This window comes from Bacillus sp. IS1 (assembly GCF_032461585.1).
Lineage (GTDB): Bacteria > Bacillota > Bacilli > Bacillales > Bacillaceae > Bacillus > Bacillus velezensis.
Map to the genome: position 1 here is coordinate 608,953 of NZ_JAWCWR010000002.1, position 16,756 is coordinate 625,708.

The window sequence follows — 16,756 nt, forward strand, 5'->3', positions numbered from 1 at the left end:
ATGATATGAATGAAGCAGGAACACCAATCAATCCGATTGCCTTTCAGCTCGGGCCGTTATCCGTGCACTGGTACGGAATCATTATCGGCGCGGGCGCGTTATTAGGGCTTTGGATGGCCATGAGGGAGAGTGAAAAGCGGGGGCTGAAAAAGGACATTTTTATTGATCTTGTTCTTTTCGCCATCCCGATCGCAATCATTTGCGCAAGGGCATATTATGTGCTTTTCGAGTGGAGCTATTACTCGGAACACCCCGGGGAAATCATTAAAATTTGGAAAGGCGGCATTGCGATTCACGGCGGATTAATCGGCGCGATCGCAACGGGAATCGTCTTTTCAAAAGTAAGAGGCATCTCATTCTGGAAGCTGGCGGATATTGCCGCGCCGAGTATTCTGCTCGGCCAGGCCATCGGACGCTGGGGGAACTTTATCAACCAGGAGGCTCACGGTGAAGCGGTCAGCCGGTCATTTTTGGAAGGTCTGCATCTTCCGGATTTCATCATTAATCAGATGTACATAGACGGACAATATTATCACCCGACGTTTTTGTATGAATCGCTGTGGAGTTTTGCGGGCGTCGTGATTCTGCTTCTGCTCCGCCGCGTGAACCTGCGCAGGGGCAATCTGTTTTTGACGTATGTGATCTGGTATTCAATCGGCAGATACTTTATTGAGGGAATGCGGACGGACAGCCTGATGCTTACGAGCCAGCTTCGGATCGCGCAGGTCATTTCCATTGTGCTGATTGTACTTGCGATTATTTTAATGATTTTCAGACGCATGAAGGGGTATGCCGATAAGCGGTATGCCGACACGGACTGACGCCTGAAATCGGAAAGGACATAAGATGACTGATAAACGTGTAACCGCCATTTTATTCGATCTCGACGGCACGCTGATTGACACGAATGAACTGATTATCGCTTCTTACCTTCATACGCTTGATCATTATTGCTCGGGGCAGTTCAAAAGGGAAGATGTGCTTCCGTTTATCGGCCCGCCTCTGTATGAAACGTTTTCAGGCATTAATGCTGAAAAGTGCGATGAGATGATCAGCATGTACAGAGCATTCAACCATGAAAAGCACGATGAGCTCGTCACAGAGTACGAAACGGTTTATGAAACGCTTGATGAATTGAAAAAAGCGGGCTATCAGCTCGGGATTGTCACCACAAAGCTGAGGGATACAGTGAATATGGGATTGAAGCTGACAGGCATCGGGGCGTTTTTCGATACTGTCGTCACGCTTGATGATGTTAAGCATCCGAAGCCTGACCCCGAGCCTGTGCGGCTTGCTCTCAGCCGGCTGGGGTGCGATCCGTCGGAAGCCATAATGGTCGGTGATAATTATCACGATGTCATGGCGGGCAAAAACGCCGGCACGAAATCAGCCGGCGTCGCGTGGACGATTAAAGGCGCACAGGCGCTTTCCGCCTATGAACCCGATTATATGCTCGAGAAAATGAGTGATTTATTGCACATCACCGGAGTGAAGTAATCCGTGAGAAAAACAGACCGCCATCCGGTTGCAGGTGCAAATTCATTGTGGCATGTTTATCAGACGGTTCCCTTTCTGAAGGTGATGAAAAATTTCATCATCATTCAGATCGCAAGGTATACGCCGTTTTTAAGCGTGAAAAACTGGCTGTACCGAACCTTTTTGAAAATGAATGTCGGAAAACAGACGTCATTCGCGCTGATGGTGATGCCGGATATCATGTTTCCCGAAAAAATCACTGTCGGAAAAAACAGCATCATCGGCTACAATACGACGATTTTGGCTCATGAATACTTAATACATGAGTACCGGACCGGTTTTGTCACAATCGGTGACGAGGTGATGATCGGGGCAAACACAACCATTCTGCCCGGCGTCACCATCGGGAGCGGAGCCGTTGTATCAGCCGGCACGCTGGTGCACAAAGATGTCCCGGCCGGGGCGTTTGTCGGAGGAAATCCGATGCAGGTGATCTATACGGACGAAGAAATGAAAGAACGAATAGGAAAACCCCGCTGATTAACGTCAGCGGGGTTTTTTTATGACTTGATCACAATGGCCTGGCTGCCCATCTGCTTCCAGGCTTTTTCAAAGTCAGACCGGTCTGTTTTTCTGTTTTTATAGCCGTAAGGATCATTAACGTATACATAATCGTGATCATAACCGGTGACGGCTACGCTATGCATGCTGAACGTAATGTCGATCTTTCCGTTCGGCGTATTCCAAGTCTGCATATTATCAACCGGCTTAAAGGATGTGGTGGTAATCACCCAGACCGGCCGCCCTTTTTCAAGCTGGCGGTACACTGAAGAAATGTCTTTTCCCGTCAGGTCGTATACTTTGTTTCCCGCATACTCTTTGGCAAGTTTATCAATCGGCTCATGATAAACGCCTAAACCCGGGCCGTTTTCCATGTCTCCTGCAAATCCTTCATTCGGATCTCCCTTCAGCCCGCTGCTGTATGTGAGCGGAACTTTATTGATTTTATCCGCCAATGTATTTTTTGACACATGATATCCGGCATTGTTCAAAATCATGGCAAGGCTTGTCACCTCACAGCCATTGTACAGTCTGGGAGAATCCATCTGTCTGTACAGAACGACATTCAGCGGTGACGCGCTCCCTTTTAACGGTGTTTTCTCATCAGGCTCGTCGGACTGCTGATTAAAAAAATTCAAATGAATATCGTTTGTATAGATGTTATACCCGAGATAGACAAGGATGGCTGTCAGAATCAGCACACATAATGTTCCAAGCGTCTTCATTATTACTCTCCCTTGTTTCTGATGAAGCTATTCTATGTATTATAGCACTTCTGCTCAATATGATTCGATCGTTCCGGTATGTTTACAGGTTTGTTCATTCTTTAGCCATGTTTATGGAAAAGAATAGGCGGACATTGGGCGTTGCAATTCATTCTTTTATCTGCTAACATATTATCATATTAGCGAACTAAAGGATTCGGAATTTTCCTTCAGACAAAGCGGAGGTGCAAAAGGCAAATGTTTATGTTTGAGAAACCGCATGGCATGAGAGATACGCTGCCTGGTTTATACGAAGCCAAGAAAAAAGTCCGTTCCACACTGACGGATTTAATTGATAAATGGGGTTATCAGTTTATGGAGACGCCGACCCTTGAATTTTATGAAACAGTAGGCGTCCAGTCAGCTATTGAAGAACAGCAGCTGTTTAAGCTTCTCGATCAGGACGGAAAAACGCTTGTGCTTCGGCCTGACATGACAGGACCGATTGCCAGGGTGGCGGCGTCTAAGCTGCACAAACACAATCATCCGCTCAGAGCGGGGTACGCGGCAAGCGTCTATCGCGCTCAGGAGCGGGAAGGCGGACGTCCGGCCGAATTCGAACAGGTCGGCGCGGAGCTGATCGGCGACGGATCAACAAGCGCGGACGCCGAGGTGATTGCGCTGGCGGCAGGCGCTTTGAAAAACGCGGGATTGCACCGGTTTAAAATCGCGATCGGCCATGCCGGACTCGCTGATGAGCTGTTTGTCGAGGTTCTGGGCAATGCTGAGCGGGCGGATGTTCTGCGGCGCTTTCTCTTTGAAAAGAATTACGTGGGATACAGGGAACATGTCAAATCGCTTCCGCTCTCTTCAATAGACAAAAGCCGGCTGCTCGCACTTCTGGAATTGCGAGGCGGGAAAGAGATCTGCGCCAAGGCGGAGGAGATCATCGGCATCTCCGGACAAAGCTTGATTCAGGAGCTGGAAGACCTGTGGGACATTCTTGAGGATTACGGGTGTGCCGAGCATATTCGCCTTGATCTGAATATGGTCAGCCATATGAGTTATTACACGGGAATTTTATTCGAAGTGTACGCGGCAAATGTCGGTTTCGTCATCGGAAGCGGCGGACGCTATAACAATCTTCTCGGCCATTTCGGCAGTCCCGCTCCCGCCACGGGTTTCGGGCTCCGTATCGACAGGCTGATTGAAGCGCTCGGCATCCAGGAAGAAACTAGTGAAGCGGACGCCGTGATTTTCAGCAAGGAGCAGCGGGCGCAGGCCATTTTATTCGCGGAGGAAGAAAGGGCGAGAGGCAGAAAAGTCGTCCTGCAGGATTTAGCGGGCATTGAAAATATCGATCATATGACAAAATCATTCGCAAACGTCACATACTTTATCGGTGCCAGAAAGGAAGAGCAGAATGGGTAAGGTACTCACAATGGCAATGCCAAAAGGACGGATATTCGAAGAAGCGGCCGGGTTGCTGCGGCAGGCCGGATACAGGCTGCCCGAGGAGTTTGAAGAATCGAGAAAGCTGATCATTGACGTTCCTGAAGAAAATCTCCGCTTTATTCTGGCAAAGCCGACCGATGTTACGACTTATGTCGAGCATGGGGTCGCTGATGCCGGTATTGCCGGAAAGGATGTCATGCTTGAGGAAGAGCGTGACGTGTATGAGGTGCTCGATCTGAAAATCAGCAAATGCCATCTCGCCGTTGCGGGGCTTCCCGGAGTGGATTGGAACGGGGTCGCCCCGAGGATTGCGACGAAATATCCGAATGTTGCGTCAAGTTATTTCAGAGAGCAGGGCGAGCAGGTGGAAATCATTAAGCTGAACGGTTCGATTGAATTGGCGCCTTTAATCGGCCTTGCTGACAGAATCGTAGATATCGTATCAACCGGGCGGACATTAAAGGAAAACGGTCTCGTTGAATCAGAACATATTTGTGACATCACATCGCGTTTTATCGTCAATCCGGTCAGCTACCGCATGAAGGATGATGTAATCGACGAAATGGCGGCCAGGCTGGCCAGGGTTGTGGAAGGAGAAACGGCACAATGAAAATAACCGCAGTAAAAAGAAGCGAGCGGTTCTCACTGAAGCGTTCCATCGACAGCGGAACCGAAGAGCAGCGGAAAACCGTCAGGGGGATTATTGAAGACATCAGACAAAACGGTGACAAAGCCGTTTTGGCCTATACAAAAATATTTGACGGCATCAGCCTGAACCAAATGGCCGTGAGCGCAGAGGAAATCACCGAGGCGTACCGTCTGCTTGATGATCAGCTGCTGGAAGTGATCAGACAGGCGATTGCCAATATGAAAGAATATCACGAACGCCAGCTGCAATCTTCTTGGTTTTACCATCGCAATGACGGCACGATGCTCGGGCAGAAAATAACGGCGCTCGATTCCGCGGGCGTATACGTGCCGGGCGGGACGGCCGCTTATCCGTCTTCCGTTTTAATGAATGTCATCCCCGCTCTCGCTGCGGGAGTGGAACGGATCGTTCTCGTCAGTCCTCCGGGAAAAGACGGCCGCCTTTCGCCGGGCGTTCTGGCGGCGGCGTCTGAGCTCGGCATAAAGGAAATTTACAAAGCGGGAGGCGCGCAGGCGATTGCCGCGCTCGCTTACGGAACCGAAACGATACAGCCTGTTGATAAGATCACGGGCCCCGGAAATATATTTGTGGCGCTCGCAAAGCGCGAAGTCTTCGGCGTTGTGGATATTGACATGATTGCCGGACCCAGTGAAATCGTGGTTCTGGCAGACGATACGGCGGTGCCCAAAGAAGTCGCTGCTGACCTGCTTTCACAGGCCGAACACGATACGCTCAGCTCAAGCGTGCTTGTCACCGACTCACGGAAGCTTGCCGAAGCCGTATCAGATGAGGTGAATAAACAGCTTCAGACACTGCCGCGTAAAGAAATCGCCGAAGGGTCGATCAAGGATCACGGCTGCATTTATATTACGGAATCGATGGAAGATGCGGTGGACACGGTGAATGCGCTGGCGCCCGAGCATTTAGAAATTATGACGCATTCGCCGGAGGCTTTGCTTGGAAGCATCAGACACGCGGGAGCGATTTTCTTAGGACGATACAGCGCTGAACCGGTCGGCGATTATTTTGCCGGACCGAATCACGTTTTGCCGACAAACGGAACGGCGCGGTTTTCAAGCCCGTTGAATGTAACAGATTTTCAAAAGAAATCGAGCATCATCTCTTACAGCCGGAAGGCATTTGAAACGCACGCAGACAGCATTTCCGCCTTCGCGAGACTGGAAGGGCTTGAAGCGCACGCAAGATCGATTGAAGCGAGAAACGGAGGAATGACCGATGAGAAAAGCGGAACGCGCCAGAACAACAAATGAGACCGATATTAAGCTGGCTTTCGAAATAGACGGAGAAGGAAACGCCGACATCAGCACGGATGTGCCGTTTATGACTCATATGCTTGATTTGTTCACAAAGCACGGGCAATTCGATTTAACTGTTGACGCAAAAGGCGATACGGAGATAGATGATCACCATACGACTGAAGATATCGGCATCTGTTTAGGGCAGGCTTTTTTGGAGGCGCTCGGTGATAAAAAAGGGATCAAACGGTACGGATCAGCGCTTGTGCCGATGGACGAAGCGCTCGCCCAAGTCGCCGTAGACCTGAGCAACCGGCCGCACCTTGAGATGCGCGCTGCATTTCCGCAAGCGAAAGTCGGAACGTTTGATACCGAGCTGGTACATGAATTCCTATGGAAACTGGCGCTGGAAGCGAGAATGAATCTGCACGTCATCGTTCATTACGGCACGAATACCCATCATATGATAGAAGCCGTGTTTAAGGCGCTTGGCAGAGCGCTTGATGAAGCGTCATCCATTGATCCGCGCGTCAAGGGTGTGCCGTCTACGAAAGGAATGCTGTAAATGATCGGTGTAATTGATTACGGTATGGGCAATTTATTCAGCGTGTCGAAGGCGCTGGAACGAGTCGGCGTCCCGTATGTCGTATCAGACCGGCCGGAAGAGCTTGAAAAAGCGGATGCTTTTATTCTTCCAGGTGTCGGATCATTCAGTGACGCCATGGACAATTTACGCAGCACGAAGCTTGATCAATTCATACACCGTATGGTTGACGAGGGGAAGCTGCTCCTCGGCATCTGCCTCGGCATGCAGCTCATTTTCGAAGAAAGCACCGAAAACGGCTCTGCAAAAGGACTTGGTTTATTAGCCGGAAAAGCTGTGAGACTCAAAGACAGAGATGCCGAAGGAAAAAAGCTGAAGGTGCCGCATATGGGCTGGAACCGGCTGACGTTTCACCAAACGTCTCCTTTGCTTTCGGAAGCGGAAGAAGGCTTCGTTTACTTTGTCCATTCCTATTATATAGACGGGATGGAAGACGGCGATCTTCTGGCAAGCGCTGAGTACGGCGTTCGTGTTCCGGCCATCGTCGGGAAACGCAATGTCTTCGGTGCCCAGTTTCACCCGGAAAAAAGCGGTACGGCCGGAATGGCGATCTTAACGCAATTTACAAAAATGGCAGCGGAACAGAAGGTGAAGAAATGAACGCTTTTACATTATATCCGGCAATCGATATGAGAAACGGCAAATGCGTCCGTCTCATCCAAGGCGATTACGGCAAGGAAACGATATACGGTGACTCTCCTTTAGATATGGCGGCGCAATTTGCACAAGAAGGTGCCGAATGGATTCATCTCGTGGATCTTGACGGCGCGAAAGCAGGCAGGAAAGTAAACGACAGGCATGTTCTTGACATTGCGCGGCAGCTTGATGTCAAAGTCGAGATCGGCGGCGGGATCCGTTCTGAAGCGGATGTGTACGGTTATTTATCACAAGGCGTTGATCGCGTCATTCTCGGCAGCGCGGCCGTTTCCGATCCGGCATTTGTGAAGAGCATGCTGAAACAATACGGCGGCAAAATCGCGATCGGCCTTGATGCAAGGAACGGATATGTCTCGACGGAAGGCTGGCTGGAAACATCCTCGGTAAGAGCGGCCGATCTGGGCCGTGAATTGGCGGCCGAAGGAGCGGAAACCTTCATTTTTACGGATATTGCAACTGACGGCATGCTGTCAGGACCGAACATCGAAAGCACCGTTCAGCTCGCAAAAGCAACGGGAAAAACCGTCATCGCTTCAGGCGGAGTCAGCTCAGTCGCCGACCTCAAAGCACTGGCCCGCTTCAAAGACGCCGGCGTATCGGGAGCGATTATCGGAAAAGCGCTGTATACAAAACAATTTACATTGGCTGAAGCGCTCAGCGGGGTGAAGGACGCATGATCACGAAACGAATCATTCCGTGTCTCGATGTGAAAGAAGGACGCGTCGTCAAAGGCATTCAATTTCTCGGGCTGAAAGATGCGGGCGATCCTGTCGAGCTGGCCGAAGCTTACGACAGGGAGGGCGCTGACGAACTTGTTTTTCTCGACATTTCCGCCTCTCACGAAGGCCGCAAGACGATGACAGACGTCGTAGAACAGGTTGCGGCAAAACTGGCGATTCCGTTTACGGTCGGCGGCGGAATTAATCAATTAAGCGATATGAAACGAATGCTTCGCGCCGGCGCTGATAAAGTATCCGTTAATACAGCGGCCGTCCTCCGCCCCGAGCTGATTACGGAAGGAGCGGATTTTTTCGGCTCGCAATGCATCGTAGCGGCGATTGACGCAAAGTATGATGAAGATTCGGATTGCTATAAAGTGTACACACACGGCGGAAGACAGAAAACCGACTGGGAAGTCACGGCCTGGGCAAAAGAAGCCGTCAGCCGGGGAGCGGGCGAAATCCTGCTGACAAGCATGGACGCAGACGGTGAGAAAACAGGCTTTAATCATACGCTCACACAGCTTGTCACACGTGCCGTCCCGGTGCCCGTCATTGCGTCAGGGGGAGCCGGCAGCGCGCGCCATATGCTTGAAGCCTTCACGATCGGTGAAGCGGACGCCGCGCTTGCAGCTTCCATTTTCCATTACAAAGAGACATCTATAAAAGAAGTGAAAGATTATATGAAGAAACACGGGGTGAATGTGAGATGAAACGGGCAGATGAACTGCGGTTTGACGAGGCCGGACTGATTCCCGCCATCGTACAGGATGCGGCAAGCAAAGAAGTGCTGACACTGGCTTATATGAATCGTGAATCCTATGAAAAAACGATAGAAACGAAAGAAACCTGGTTTTACAGCCGTTCACGGCAGGAGCTGTGGCATAAAGGAGCGACGTCGGGGAATACCCAAAAGGTGAAAGCCATTCGTTATGACTGCGATCAAGATACCCTCATCGTGCTTGCGGAGCCCTCAGGACCCGCATGCCATAAGGGAAGTTACAGCTGCTTTTCTCCGGAAAAAGCGGACGTGCAGGATCGTTTCGGCATCTTAAACGAACTGGAAAGCGTAATCGCCAAACGGCAGGCGGAGATGCCTGACGGAGCCTACACAACGTATCTGTTTCGGGAAGGCGTCGATAAAATCCTCAAAAAAGTCGGAGAAGAAGCCGCAGAGGTTATTATCGCCGCGAAAAACCGCGACCATGAAGAATTAAAATGGGAAGCGGCGGATTTGCTGTATCATTTGCTCGTTCTTCTGCGTGAGCAGTCGCTTCCTTTGGACGACGTGCTTGACGTCCTTGCGAAACGCCATTCAGCATCTGAGTAAAACAAACCTCACGGAGAGATCCGTGAGGTTTTTAATCTGTCAAACTTAAACATTCAATTAAATATTCCTTATTTCCGCAACCGGAGGCTGATGAATTTGATAATATTGACTAATAGAGTTTATTTTGGTTTTTATCAAAAATGTACGTTTTGTTCATATTCCGTTCATGCACATCCGTTATAGTATAAACAGTGATATAGGAGGAAAACATATGCCGAATAAACAACCAAAACCTAAAGGGAAATTCAGCTCATTTTTTTCATTAGTCAAAAAAACAAAACCATCATACGGTATGCTGGCCTTCGCGCTGTCTCTCAGTATTGTGACAACGCTCGTCAGCCTGCTGATTCCGCTATTGACAAAGCAGCTCGTTGACGGCTTTTCCATGTCGTCGCTGTCAGGCGTGCAAATCGGAATCATCGCAGCCGTGTTTATCGTACAGGCCGCATTAAGCGCCTACGCCACCTACGCCCTGAACTACAGCGGCCAGAAAATCATCTCGGGACTGCGTGATTTGTTGTGGCAGAAATTAATTAAACTGCCCGTCTCTTATTTTGACAAAAACGCCACGGGAGAAACGATCAGCCGTGTCACCAATGACACAATGGTGGTAAAAGAGCTGATCACAAACAATATCAGCGGATTTATTACCGGAATCATTTCCGTTATCGGGTCACTGACGATCTTATTTTTCATGAACTGGAAGCTCACATTGCTCGTGCTGATCGTCGTGCCGCTGGCTGCGGTGATTTTAGTGCCGATCGGCCGGAAAATGTTTAAAATTTCTCGGGAAACACAGGATGAAACGGCGAGATTCACCGGATTATTAAACCACATCCTCCCGGAAATCAGGCTTGTAAAAGCGTCAAACGCTGAAGAAGCGGAATACGGACGCGGAAAAGCAGGCATCATGGCGCTCTTTAAACTCGGGCTGCGTGAAGCGAAGGTGCAGTCGCTCGTAGGCCCGCTTATTACACTTGTATTAATGGCGGCGCTGGTCGCTGTCATCGGATACGGCGGGATGCAGGTGTCATCCGGTGAATTGACAGCCGGCGCACTCGTTGCCTTTATCCTGTATTTGTTTCAGATCATTATGCCGATGGGCCAGATCACTTCATTTTTCACACAGCTTCAAAAATCCGTCGGCGCAACGGAACGGATGATTCATATTCTTGCAGAAAAAGAAGAAGATATCCAAACCGGAAAAGCCATTGAAAACGCGGATCAGCCGATTAAGCTTGAACAAGTCTCATTCGGCTACAAAACAGATCAAACCATCTTAAAAGACATTACGGCTACGATTGAGGCCGGCAAAGTCACCGCGATCGTCGGACCGAGCGGCGGCGGAAAAACAACGTTATTTAAGCTGCTTGAACGATTCTACAATCCGACTGCGGGCAGCATCCTGCTCGGAAATGAACCGATTGATACGTATTCCCTTGAGTCATGGCGGGAGCATATCGGCTACGTGTCGCAAGAAAGCCCGTTAATGTCAGGCACCATCCGCGACAATATCTGCTACGGATTAAAACGCGAGGTGACTGATGAGGAACTGAGGCAAGCGGCTGACATGGCCTACGCCCTGCAATTTATTGAAGACTTACCGAAGAAATTTGAAACCGAGGTCGGTGAACGGGGAATTATGCTGTCAGGCGGACAGCGCCAGCGCATAGCTATTGCCAGAGCGCTCCTTCGCAACCCGAGCATTCTGATGCTTGATGAAGCGACATCAAGTCTGGACAGCCAATCTGAAAAATGGGTGCAGCAGGCGCTGGAAGTCTTAATGGAAGGGCGCACCACGATTGTGATCGCCCACCGTTTATCCACGGTTGTGGATGCAGATCAGCTTCTCTTTGTCGAACAGGGTGAAATCACCGGACGGGGCACACACCATGAATTAATGGCATCCCATTCGCTGTACCGCGATTTTGCGGAGCAGCAGCTGAAGCTGAATGCCGACTTAGAAAACAAAGCTGTGTAAAGCAAGACTTTATGAATAAAAAGCAGCTGAAAAAGCTGCTTTTTATTTTGCAGCCGGAGTCCTGTTCATACGGGTGTACGGTCGGTAACGATGAAGAGCCAAGCCATAAGCGTGTATGCCGGTACAGGAGACAATGAAAAAATTTCGTTTATAGACATCATGTCGATTCATGAAAAGAAAAAAGCAGAAGGAGGGATTTTCATGGCTGTCATATTGGTTGCGGATGACGACCGCCATATCCGTGAGCTTGTCCGCCTTATGATGGAGCAGAGCGGTTTTGACGTCGCAGAAGCGGAAGACGGGGAAGCGGCGGTGCGGCTGATCGAATCAGCACCTATAGATCTCATCATACTGGATGTGATGATGCCGAAAATGGACGGGTTTGAAGTCAGTGAAGCCGTCCGCAGCTTTACGGACATTCCGATTTTGATGCTGACGGCAAAAGGCGAAACGCTGGACAAAGTGCAAGGTTTTACTTCCGGAGCGGATGATTATCTCGTCAAACCGTTTGAGCCGCTTGAGCTGGAAGCAAGGGTCAAAGCATTGCTGAAACGGTACCGCATCACCGCTGAAAAACTGCTGACCATCGGAACGGTCACATTAGATAAGCAATCCCGCACCGTAACGCGCGGCGGCGGAGCGGGATTGACACTGCCCCGGCGTGAATTTGAGCTTTTATTTAAGCTCGCCGGTTATCCGAATAAGACGTTTTCAAGAGAACAATTAATAGAAGATATTTGGGGCTTTGATTATGAAGGTGACGAACGGACCGTTGATGTGCATATTAAAAGGCTGAGAGAACGGTTTCCGGAAAAAGACTATCCGTTTGCCATCCATACGGTGCGGGGGCTCGGGTATCGGTTTGTGGTGACAGGATGAAACGGATCTTCAGAACGGCTGGGAAAATCATCATCCTTCTCACCGTCACCGCATTCTTATGGCTGGCGGCTCACCTGATCGTTCAGGGATTCGGTCTCATATGGCCGATTTTGCTTGTGCCGTACGCCGAGCAGATTCTGACGCTTTGGCTTGTTTTCGGCCTGCTGTTTGTAACGATGTTTATTTTTTCAAAGTCAGCACGTGAAAGACATCATGCGATCTGGGATTCGCTGACCGCCACGATCAAGCAAATGTCGAGCGGCAACTTCACAGCGGCCGCTTCCCGGAAAATGGAGAAGATTGAGCGGAACCACCCCGTGACGAAATTGGCTGATGAACTGTCGACACTCGCCGCGGAACTGAGTGAAATGGAAAAACTGAAACAAGAATTTATTTCGAACGTTTCCCATGAAATCCAAACCCCGCTCACTTCATTAAAGGGCTACGCGCATCTTCTGAAAAAACCGGATTTATCATATGAGGAGCGGGGGCGCTACTTACACATCATCGAAACAGAAACAGAACGATTATCAAAAATCAGTGAAAATCTGCTGAAGCTCACTGCGCTCGAACGCCAAACCGAACCGATACAAAAAAAACCGTTCCGCATTGACAAACAGCTGCGGCGCACCATATTGACCTGTGAGCCTGAGTGGTCCGCCAAACAGATTGAGTTTCTCATTGATTTACAGGAGTCGTATGTGTACGGAGATGAGGCGCTGCTCAGCCAAGTGTGGATGAATCTGATTCACAATGCCGTGAAATTTACCGGTGAGGGCGGCCGCATTTCCGTTAAAATTACAGATCTGCCGGGAGCGGCGGCTGTCGAAATCGCCGACGACGGAATCGGAATGGAGCCTGAACAGACGGAGCGTGTATTTGAACGGTTTTATAAAGCGGACAAGGCGAGAAACGCAGGGGGAAGCGGGCTCGGTCTGTCCATCGCCCAAAAAATCGCAGATCTGCACGGCGGTTCGATAGAGGTTGAGAGCAAGCGCGGCGAAGGAACCCTTTTCCGCGTCATTCTTCCAGCCGAGCCTCGTGAAAAAAACAGCTAAAATCTGGTCGAACCAGCCAGTAAAAAACGAAGCCGATCCTGTCTTTTGAACTATTGAGGCGGAACCGTTTTATGGTATACTACTGACGGTAATACGTATAAAACGGAGGATATTTGTGGGAAAACACACTTCTGAACAGAAAAAGCACGCGCAAATTGTCCAGCTGCTTCAGGATGGACAATATTTTTTTCATAAAGGCTTAAAAGCATATAAAGAGCGGAATTTAAAACGGGCCAGCAAACTGATTCAGCGGGCCGTCCACCTCGAGCCGAATGATTCCGAAATGCTGTCCCGGCTGGCCGTCATTTATTCTGAAATGGGCCACTACCAGCAGTCAAATGAGCTGTTCGACTTTATTTTGGTGAACCTGAAAGAAGAAATGCCCGAGTGTCATTACTTTAAAGCGAATAATTTCGCGCATTTGGGGCTCTTTCAGGAAGCATACAAAGAAGCGGCGGCTTATTCAGATGCCGATCCGGACGGGGAATTCAGCGAAGAGATTGAAAATCTGATGGAGCTTTTGGATTTCGGCGAAGCGGGTGAAAACGAATCGCTCTATGACCAGGATGAGCTGCTGATCAGGCAGGACCGGGCAAAAACGCTTCTTGAGAGCGGCCAGCTTCATGAAGCGGTTGTCATGCTTGAAGAGATTACGGCCGATTATCCCGAGCTTTGGTCTGCATACAACAACCTGGCGCTCGCTTACTTTTACTCAGGCAATGTCACAAAAGCGAAACAAACGGTATTCGAAGTGCTTGAGAAAAATGAAGGCAATCTCCATGCCCTGTGCAACCTCCTTGTATTCTGCTATTACGAGAGGGAAGATGAAAAAGTCGGAGAATTGAGCGAAAGGCTCGCTAATGTGTATCCGATTTTATTCGAACAGCGCTATAAGCTGGGGGCGACGCTTGCGCTTGTCGGCAGACATGATCTCGGTTATAAATGGCTCCGTTCTCTTTACAAAAGCGGGTTCGAAGGCGACGACACGTTTTATTACTGGCTTGCCGCCTCAGCCTACGGGACAGGCCGCACAGAATTTGCGGAAACCATTTGGAAAAAGGCAGAAGCCGAATTTCCCGAATCAGACCGGCCCGCGCCTTGGGCGGAGCGGCAGGAACCGCTGCCTGCTTCACTTGAACAGCGGCTTGCCGCCTATTATATCAGCAGCGCTGAAGGAGAGCGGGACCAGCTTGAAAAAGTTCTGACGGCAAAACGCGCCGTTTCACCGTTTGAACAAGATTTCGTCAGACTGCTGCTTTCCGGTGAAAAAGGCGCTTCAGGCGTTTCCGGTGATGCGCTGTTCACGTATCGGACGGTCAAGCTTCTGGAGAAAGCGGAAGCCGACAGTTTAAAAACTGACGTCATGAGCTGCTGGGTTTTTCACGTCATTCAGCACATCCGCGCCGCCGCTGCCGTACAGAATGAGCGGGCATGGGCCGCAGCCATCGCATATGTATGGAAAGAAGCAAACGGCGAAAAAACGACGAAAAAAGAAACGGCCGCCGTTTACGGTATAACGCCGGCAACACTTTCGAAATACATCAGACAAATAGATGATATATTAGAATAAAACCGATTCTTTCTATATAAAGAGTCGGTTCTTTTTTTTATCAGAAAGGGGCAAAACAGAACTTTACCGCCGAAAAAAGAGGTATTCATACGTATTTTTTTGCTTTTTGAATCGAAATCGGGCTGTAATCACCGTTTATTTTGCAAAATATGAGATTTGCAATCACATTGAAATATAACTGTAATAAAAATTGTCGAAACATGATGGTATAATGAGTTTCGTACATAAGAGATTAGTTTATTTTACATGTGCTGTATAATCTATACCAATTTAAAAGATTTAAAGATTCATACATAAAAATCATCAGCCTCACGGGTATGTGAGGGAGCGTAACTTTGATGTTCATAATAGAATTCCAAATGAGAACAGGTTTAAAGTAAAAGGGAGGAAAGAAAAAGTGAAAAAGAGTTTATTAACACTTGGTTTGGCTTCCGTCATCGGGACAAGCAGTTTTTTGATCCCGTTTACAAAAACTGCATCGGCGGAAACATTAGACAGCAAAAAAGCGAAAATTGAAAGCAAGCAATCTGAGGTGGCTTCAAGCCTTGAAGCAAAAGAAAGAGAATTGTCTAAGCTTCAGGACAAGCAGGCTAAGATTGAAAAAGAACTGAAAGACATTAACGCTAAAGCGTTGGATACAAGCAATAAAATCGAAGATAAAAAAGCTGAAAACGAAAAAACGAAAAAGCAGATCGCTGATTTGAAAAAAGAAATCAAAGAAACAGAAGCGCGTATTGAAAAACGCAATGAAATCCTGAAAAAACGCGTTCGTTCTTTACAGGAAAACGGCGGTTCTCAAGGATACATAGATGTTCTTTTAGGGGCGACAAGCTTCGGAGACTTCATTTCCCGTGCGACTGCGGTATCTTCTATCGTTGATGCGGATAAAGAGCTGATCAAACAGCAGGAGCAGGATAAAGCGAAACTCGAAGACGCAGAAGCTGAACTTAACGTGAAGCTGAAAAAAGTTCAAGATGATCTTGCGAAACTCGAGTCTATGCAAAAAGACCTGAATAAACAGCTTGATCAGAAAGACAAGCTTTTCGACGAAGCGAAAAACGGTCAGAAAAAAGCGGCTTCCGCTATCTCTGATCTGAAAAAAGAAGCATCAAAGCTTGCAAACGAAAAAGCTGACACTGAAAAAGAACAGAAGCGCATTAAAGCTGAGCAGGCTGCAGCGGCTGCCCTGATCAAAAAACAGGAAGAAGCGCAAAAAGCTTCTGAAGACCAAAACCAAAAAGATGACAGCCAGCCGGCACCGGCGGTTAAAACTGTGAAAAAAGCGGCTGTTTCAACATCATCTGATTCATCTGACAGCTCAAGCAAACCGAAGAGCACTTCAGGCGGATCATCTCATAACAGCGGCGGTTCAGATGATTCTGACGGCGGATCTGTTATTTCAAATTCAGGCGGTATTGAAGGCGCGATCAGCGTAGGTTCAAGCCTTGTGGGTCAATCCCCGTACAAATTCGGCGGCGGACGCACTCAATCTGATATTAACAACCGTATTTTTGACTGCTCTTCATTCGTACGCTGGGCTTATGCTAACGCAGGCGTTAACCTCGGACCTGCAAGCGGCACAAACACAGATACATTAATCGGAAGAGGTAAAGCAGTAAGCGCGTCTGACATGAAACGCGGAGACTTAGTATTCTTCAATACGTATAAAACAAACGGCCACGTCGGCATCTACTTAGGTAACGGAACGTTCCTGAACGATAATACATCACACGGTGTATCCATTGATTCTATGAGCAACCCTTACTGGAAGAAAGCATTCAACGGCAATGTAAGACGTGTCGTGCAATAATGAATAAGACAAGGGCCTTCTATCCCGGAAGGCTCTTTCTTTATTTG

General features: G+C 48.8%; 17 protein-coding genes. 16 read left to right on the plus strand and 1 reads right to left on the minus strand.

From position 1 onward, the window contains the following. The first annotated feature begins 5 nt into the window (after positions 1–5). The 3 genes from lgt to RUW00_RS11140 are packed head-to-tail and all read left to right on the plus strand — an operon-like array spanning position 6 to position 2,016. The gene (gene lgt / locus RUW00_RS11130) at positions 6–821 is read left to right on the plus strand and encodes a prolipoprotein diacylglyceryl transferase (protein ID WP_280144658.1); all 816 of its coding nucleotides are present in this window, start codon (positions 6–8) and stop codon (positions 819–821) included. Between the two features lie 25 nt (positions 822–846). Further along, positions 847–1,497, plus strand: a complete 651-nt coding sequence (gene ppaX / locus RUW00_RS11135; RefSeq protein WP_280144657.1) for a pyrophosphatase PpaX — start codon at positions 847–849, stop codon at positions 1,495–1,497. Positions 1,498–1,500: 3 nt separating this feature from the next. Further along, positions 1,501–2,016 (plus strand): acyltransferase, encoded by a 516-nt coding sequence (locus tag RUW00_RS11140; RefSeq protein ID WP_280144656.1) that lies wholly within the window; start codon positions 1,501–1,503, stop codon positions 2,014–2,016. 20 nt (positions 2,017–2,036) lie between these two features. Here the strand turns inward: RUW00_RS11140 and RUW00_RS11145 are convergent, their stop codons facing one another. Beyond that, positions 2,037–2,762 (minus strand): C39 family peptidase, encoded by a 726-nt coding sequence (locus RUW00_RS11145; protein ID WP_007614029.1) that lies wholly within the window; start codon positions 2,760–2,762, stop codon positions 2,037–2,039. A 237-nt stretch (positions 2,763–2,999) separates the two neighbouring features. Here RUW00_RS11145 and RUW00_RS11150 point away from each other — a divergent pair, with 237 nt between their 5' ends. From RUW00_RS11150 to cwlO, 13 genes are all read left to right on the plus strand, one after another. Next, positions 3,000–4,172, plus strand: a complete 1,173-nt coding sequence (locus RUW00_RS11150) for an ATP phosphoribosyltransferase regulatory subunit (RefSeq protein WP_007407436.1) — start codon at positions 3,000–3,002, stop codon at positions 4,170–4,172. Further along, on the plus strand, positions 4,165–4,806 hold the full coding sequence (hisG, locus tag RUW00_RS11155; protein ID WP_021495260.1) for an ATP phosphoribosyltransferase: 642 nt from the start codon (positions 4,165–4,167) through the stop codon (positions 4,804–4,806). Before RUW00_RS11150 ends, hisG begins: the two co-directional genes overlap by 8 nt. Then, positions 4,803–6,116 carry a histidinol dehydrogenase gene (hisD, locus tag RUW00_RS11160; protein WP_280144655.1) on the plus strand — a complete coding sequence of 438 codons (1,314 nt, stop codon included), beginning with the start codon at positions 4,803–4,805 and terminating at the stop codon, positions 6,114–6,116. Before hisG ends, hisD begins: the two co-directional genes overlap by 4 nt. After that, complete coding sequence (gene hisB / locus RUW00_RS11165; RefSeq protein WP_115941091.1) at positions 6,082–6,666, plus strand: imidazoleglycerol-phosphate dehydratase HisB; 585 nt, start codon at positions 6,082–6,084, stop codon at positions 6,664–6,666. Before hisD ends, hisB begins: the two co-directional genes overlap by 35 nt. Further along, positions 6,667–7,305 (plus strand): imidazole glycerol phosphate synthase subunit HisH, encoded by a 639-nt coding sequence (gene hisH / locus RUW00_RS11170; protein ID WP_017418839.1) that lies wholly within the window; start codon positions 6,667–6,669, stop codon positions 7,303–7,305. Further along, complete coding sequence (gene hisA / locus RUW00_RS11175) at positions 7,302–8,039, plus strand: 1-(5-phosphoribosyl)-5-[(5-phosphoribosylamino)methylideneamino]imidazole-4-carboxamide isomerase (protein WP_025649334.1); 738 nt, start codon at positions 7,302–7,304, stop codon at positions 8,037–8,039. The genes hisH and hisA overlap by 4 nt, the downstream gene beginning before the upstream one ends. Next, positions 8,036–8,794, plus strand: coding sequence for an imidazole glycerol phosphate synthase subunit HisF (hisF, locus tag RUW00_RS11180; RefSeq protein WP_014418971.1), 759 nt, complete (start codon positions 8,036–8,038; stop codon positions 8,792–8,794). Before hisA ends, hisF begins: the two co-directional genes overlap by 4 nt. Continuing rightward, positions 8,791–9,411, plus strand: coding sequence for a bifunctional phosphoribosyl-AMP cyclohydrolase/phosphoribosyl-ATP diphosphatase HisIE (hisIE, locus tag RUW00_RS11185; protein ID WP_280144654.1), 621 nt, complete (start codon positions 8,791–8,793; stop codon positions 9,409–9,411). The genes hisF and hisIE overlap by 4 nt, the downstream gene beginning before the upstream one ends. Positions 9,412–9,622: 211 nt before the next feature. Next, positions 9,623–11,392: an ABC transporter ATP-binding protein gene (locus tag RUW00_RS11190; RefSeq protein WP_014418969.1), complete on the plus strand. Its 1,770-nt coding sequence runs from the start codon at positions 9,623–9,625 to the stop codon at positions 11,390–11,392. A 201-nt stretch (positions 11,393–11,593) separates the two neighbouring features. Continuing rightward, a complete protein-coding gene (locus tag RUW00_RS11195) occupies positions 11,594–12,271 on the plus strand; it encodes a response regulator transcription factor (protein ID WP_012118540.1) in 678 nt (225 codons plus the stop codon). Continuing rightward, positions 12,268–13,329, plus strand: a complete 1,062-nt coding sequence (locus tag RUW00_RS11200; RefSeq protein ID WP_280144653.1) for a sensor histidine kinase — start codon at positions 12,268–12,270, stop codon at positions 13,327–13,329. Before RUW00_RS11195 ends, RUW00_RS11200 begins: the two co-directional genes overlap by 4 nt. Before the next feature lie 115 nt (positions 13,330–13,444). Next, positions 13,445–14,899 carry a tetratricopeptide repeat protein gene (locus tag RUW00_RS11205; RefSeq protein ID WP_103526604.1) on the plus strand — a complete coding sequence of 485 codons (1,455 nt, stop codon included), beginning with the start codon at positions 13,445–13,447 and terminating at the stop codon, positions 14,897–14,899. A 397-nt stretch (positions 14,900–15,296) separates the two neighbouring features. Then, a complete protein-coding gene (gene cwlO, locus RUW00_RS11210) occupies positions 15,297–16,709 on the plus strand; it encodes a peptidoglycan DL-endopeptidase CwlO (protein WP_007407424.1) in 1,413 nt (470 codons plus the stop codon). Positions 16,710–16,756 lie beyond the last annotated feature (47 nt).

Excerpts from the sequence above, each read along its gene's own strand:
- lgt (WP_280144658.1), top strand. The coding sequence starts at position 6 with ATGAATGAAGCAGGAACACCAATCAATCCGATTGCCTTTCAGCTCGGG.
- ppaX (WP_280144657.1), top strand. The coding sequence starts at position 847 with ATGACTGATAAACGTGTAACCGCCATTTTATTCGATCTCGACGGCACG.
- RUW00_RS11145 (WP_007614029.1), bottom strand. The coding sequence starts at position 2,762 with ATGAAGACGCTTGGAACATTATGTGTGCTGATTCTGACAGCCATCCTT.
- RUW00_RS11150 (WP_007407436.1), top strand. The coding sequence starts at position 3,000 with ATGTTTATGTTTGAGAAACCGCATGGCATGAGAGATACGCTGCCTGGT.
- hisG (WP_021495260.1), top strand. The coding sequence starts at position 4,165 with ATGGGTAAGGTACTCACAATGGCAATGCCAAAAGGACGGATATTCGAA.
- hisD (WP_280144655.1), top strand. The coding sequence starts at position 4,803 with ATGAAAATAACCGCAGTAAAAAGAAGCGAGCGGTTCTCACTGAAGCGT.
- hisB (WP_115941091.1), top strand. The coding sequence starts at position 6,082 with ATGAGAAAAGCGGAACGCGCCAGAACAACAAATGAGACCGATATTAAG.
- hisH (WP_017418839.1), top strand. The coding sequence starts at position 6,667 with ATGATCGGTGTAATTGATTACGGTATGGGCAATTTATTCAGCGTGTCG.
- hisA (WP_025649334.1), top strand. The coding sequence starts at position 7,302 with ATGAACGCTTTTACATTATATCCGGCAATCGATATGAGAAACGGCAAA.
- hisF (WP_014418971.1), top strand. The coding sequence starts at position 8,036 with ATGATCACGAAACGAATCATTCCGTGTCTCGATGTGAAAGAAGGACGC.
- hisIE (WP_280144654.1), top strand. The coding sequence starts at position 8,791 with ATGAAACGGGCAGATGAACTGCGGTTTGACGAGGCCGGACTGATTCCC.
- RUW00_RS11190 (WP_014418969.1), top strand. The coding sequence starts at position 9,623 with ATGCCGAATAAACAACCAAAACCTAAAGGGAAATTCAGCTCATTTTTT.
- RUW00_RS11195 (WP_012118540.1), top strand. The coding sequence starts at position 11,594 with ATGGCTGTCATATTGGTTGCGGATGACGACCGCCATATCCGTGAGCTT.
- RUW00_RS11200 (WP_280144653.1), top strand. The coding sequence starts at position 12,268 with ATGAAACGGATCTTCAGAACGGCTGGGAAAATCATCATCCTTCTCACC.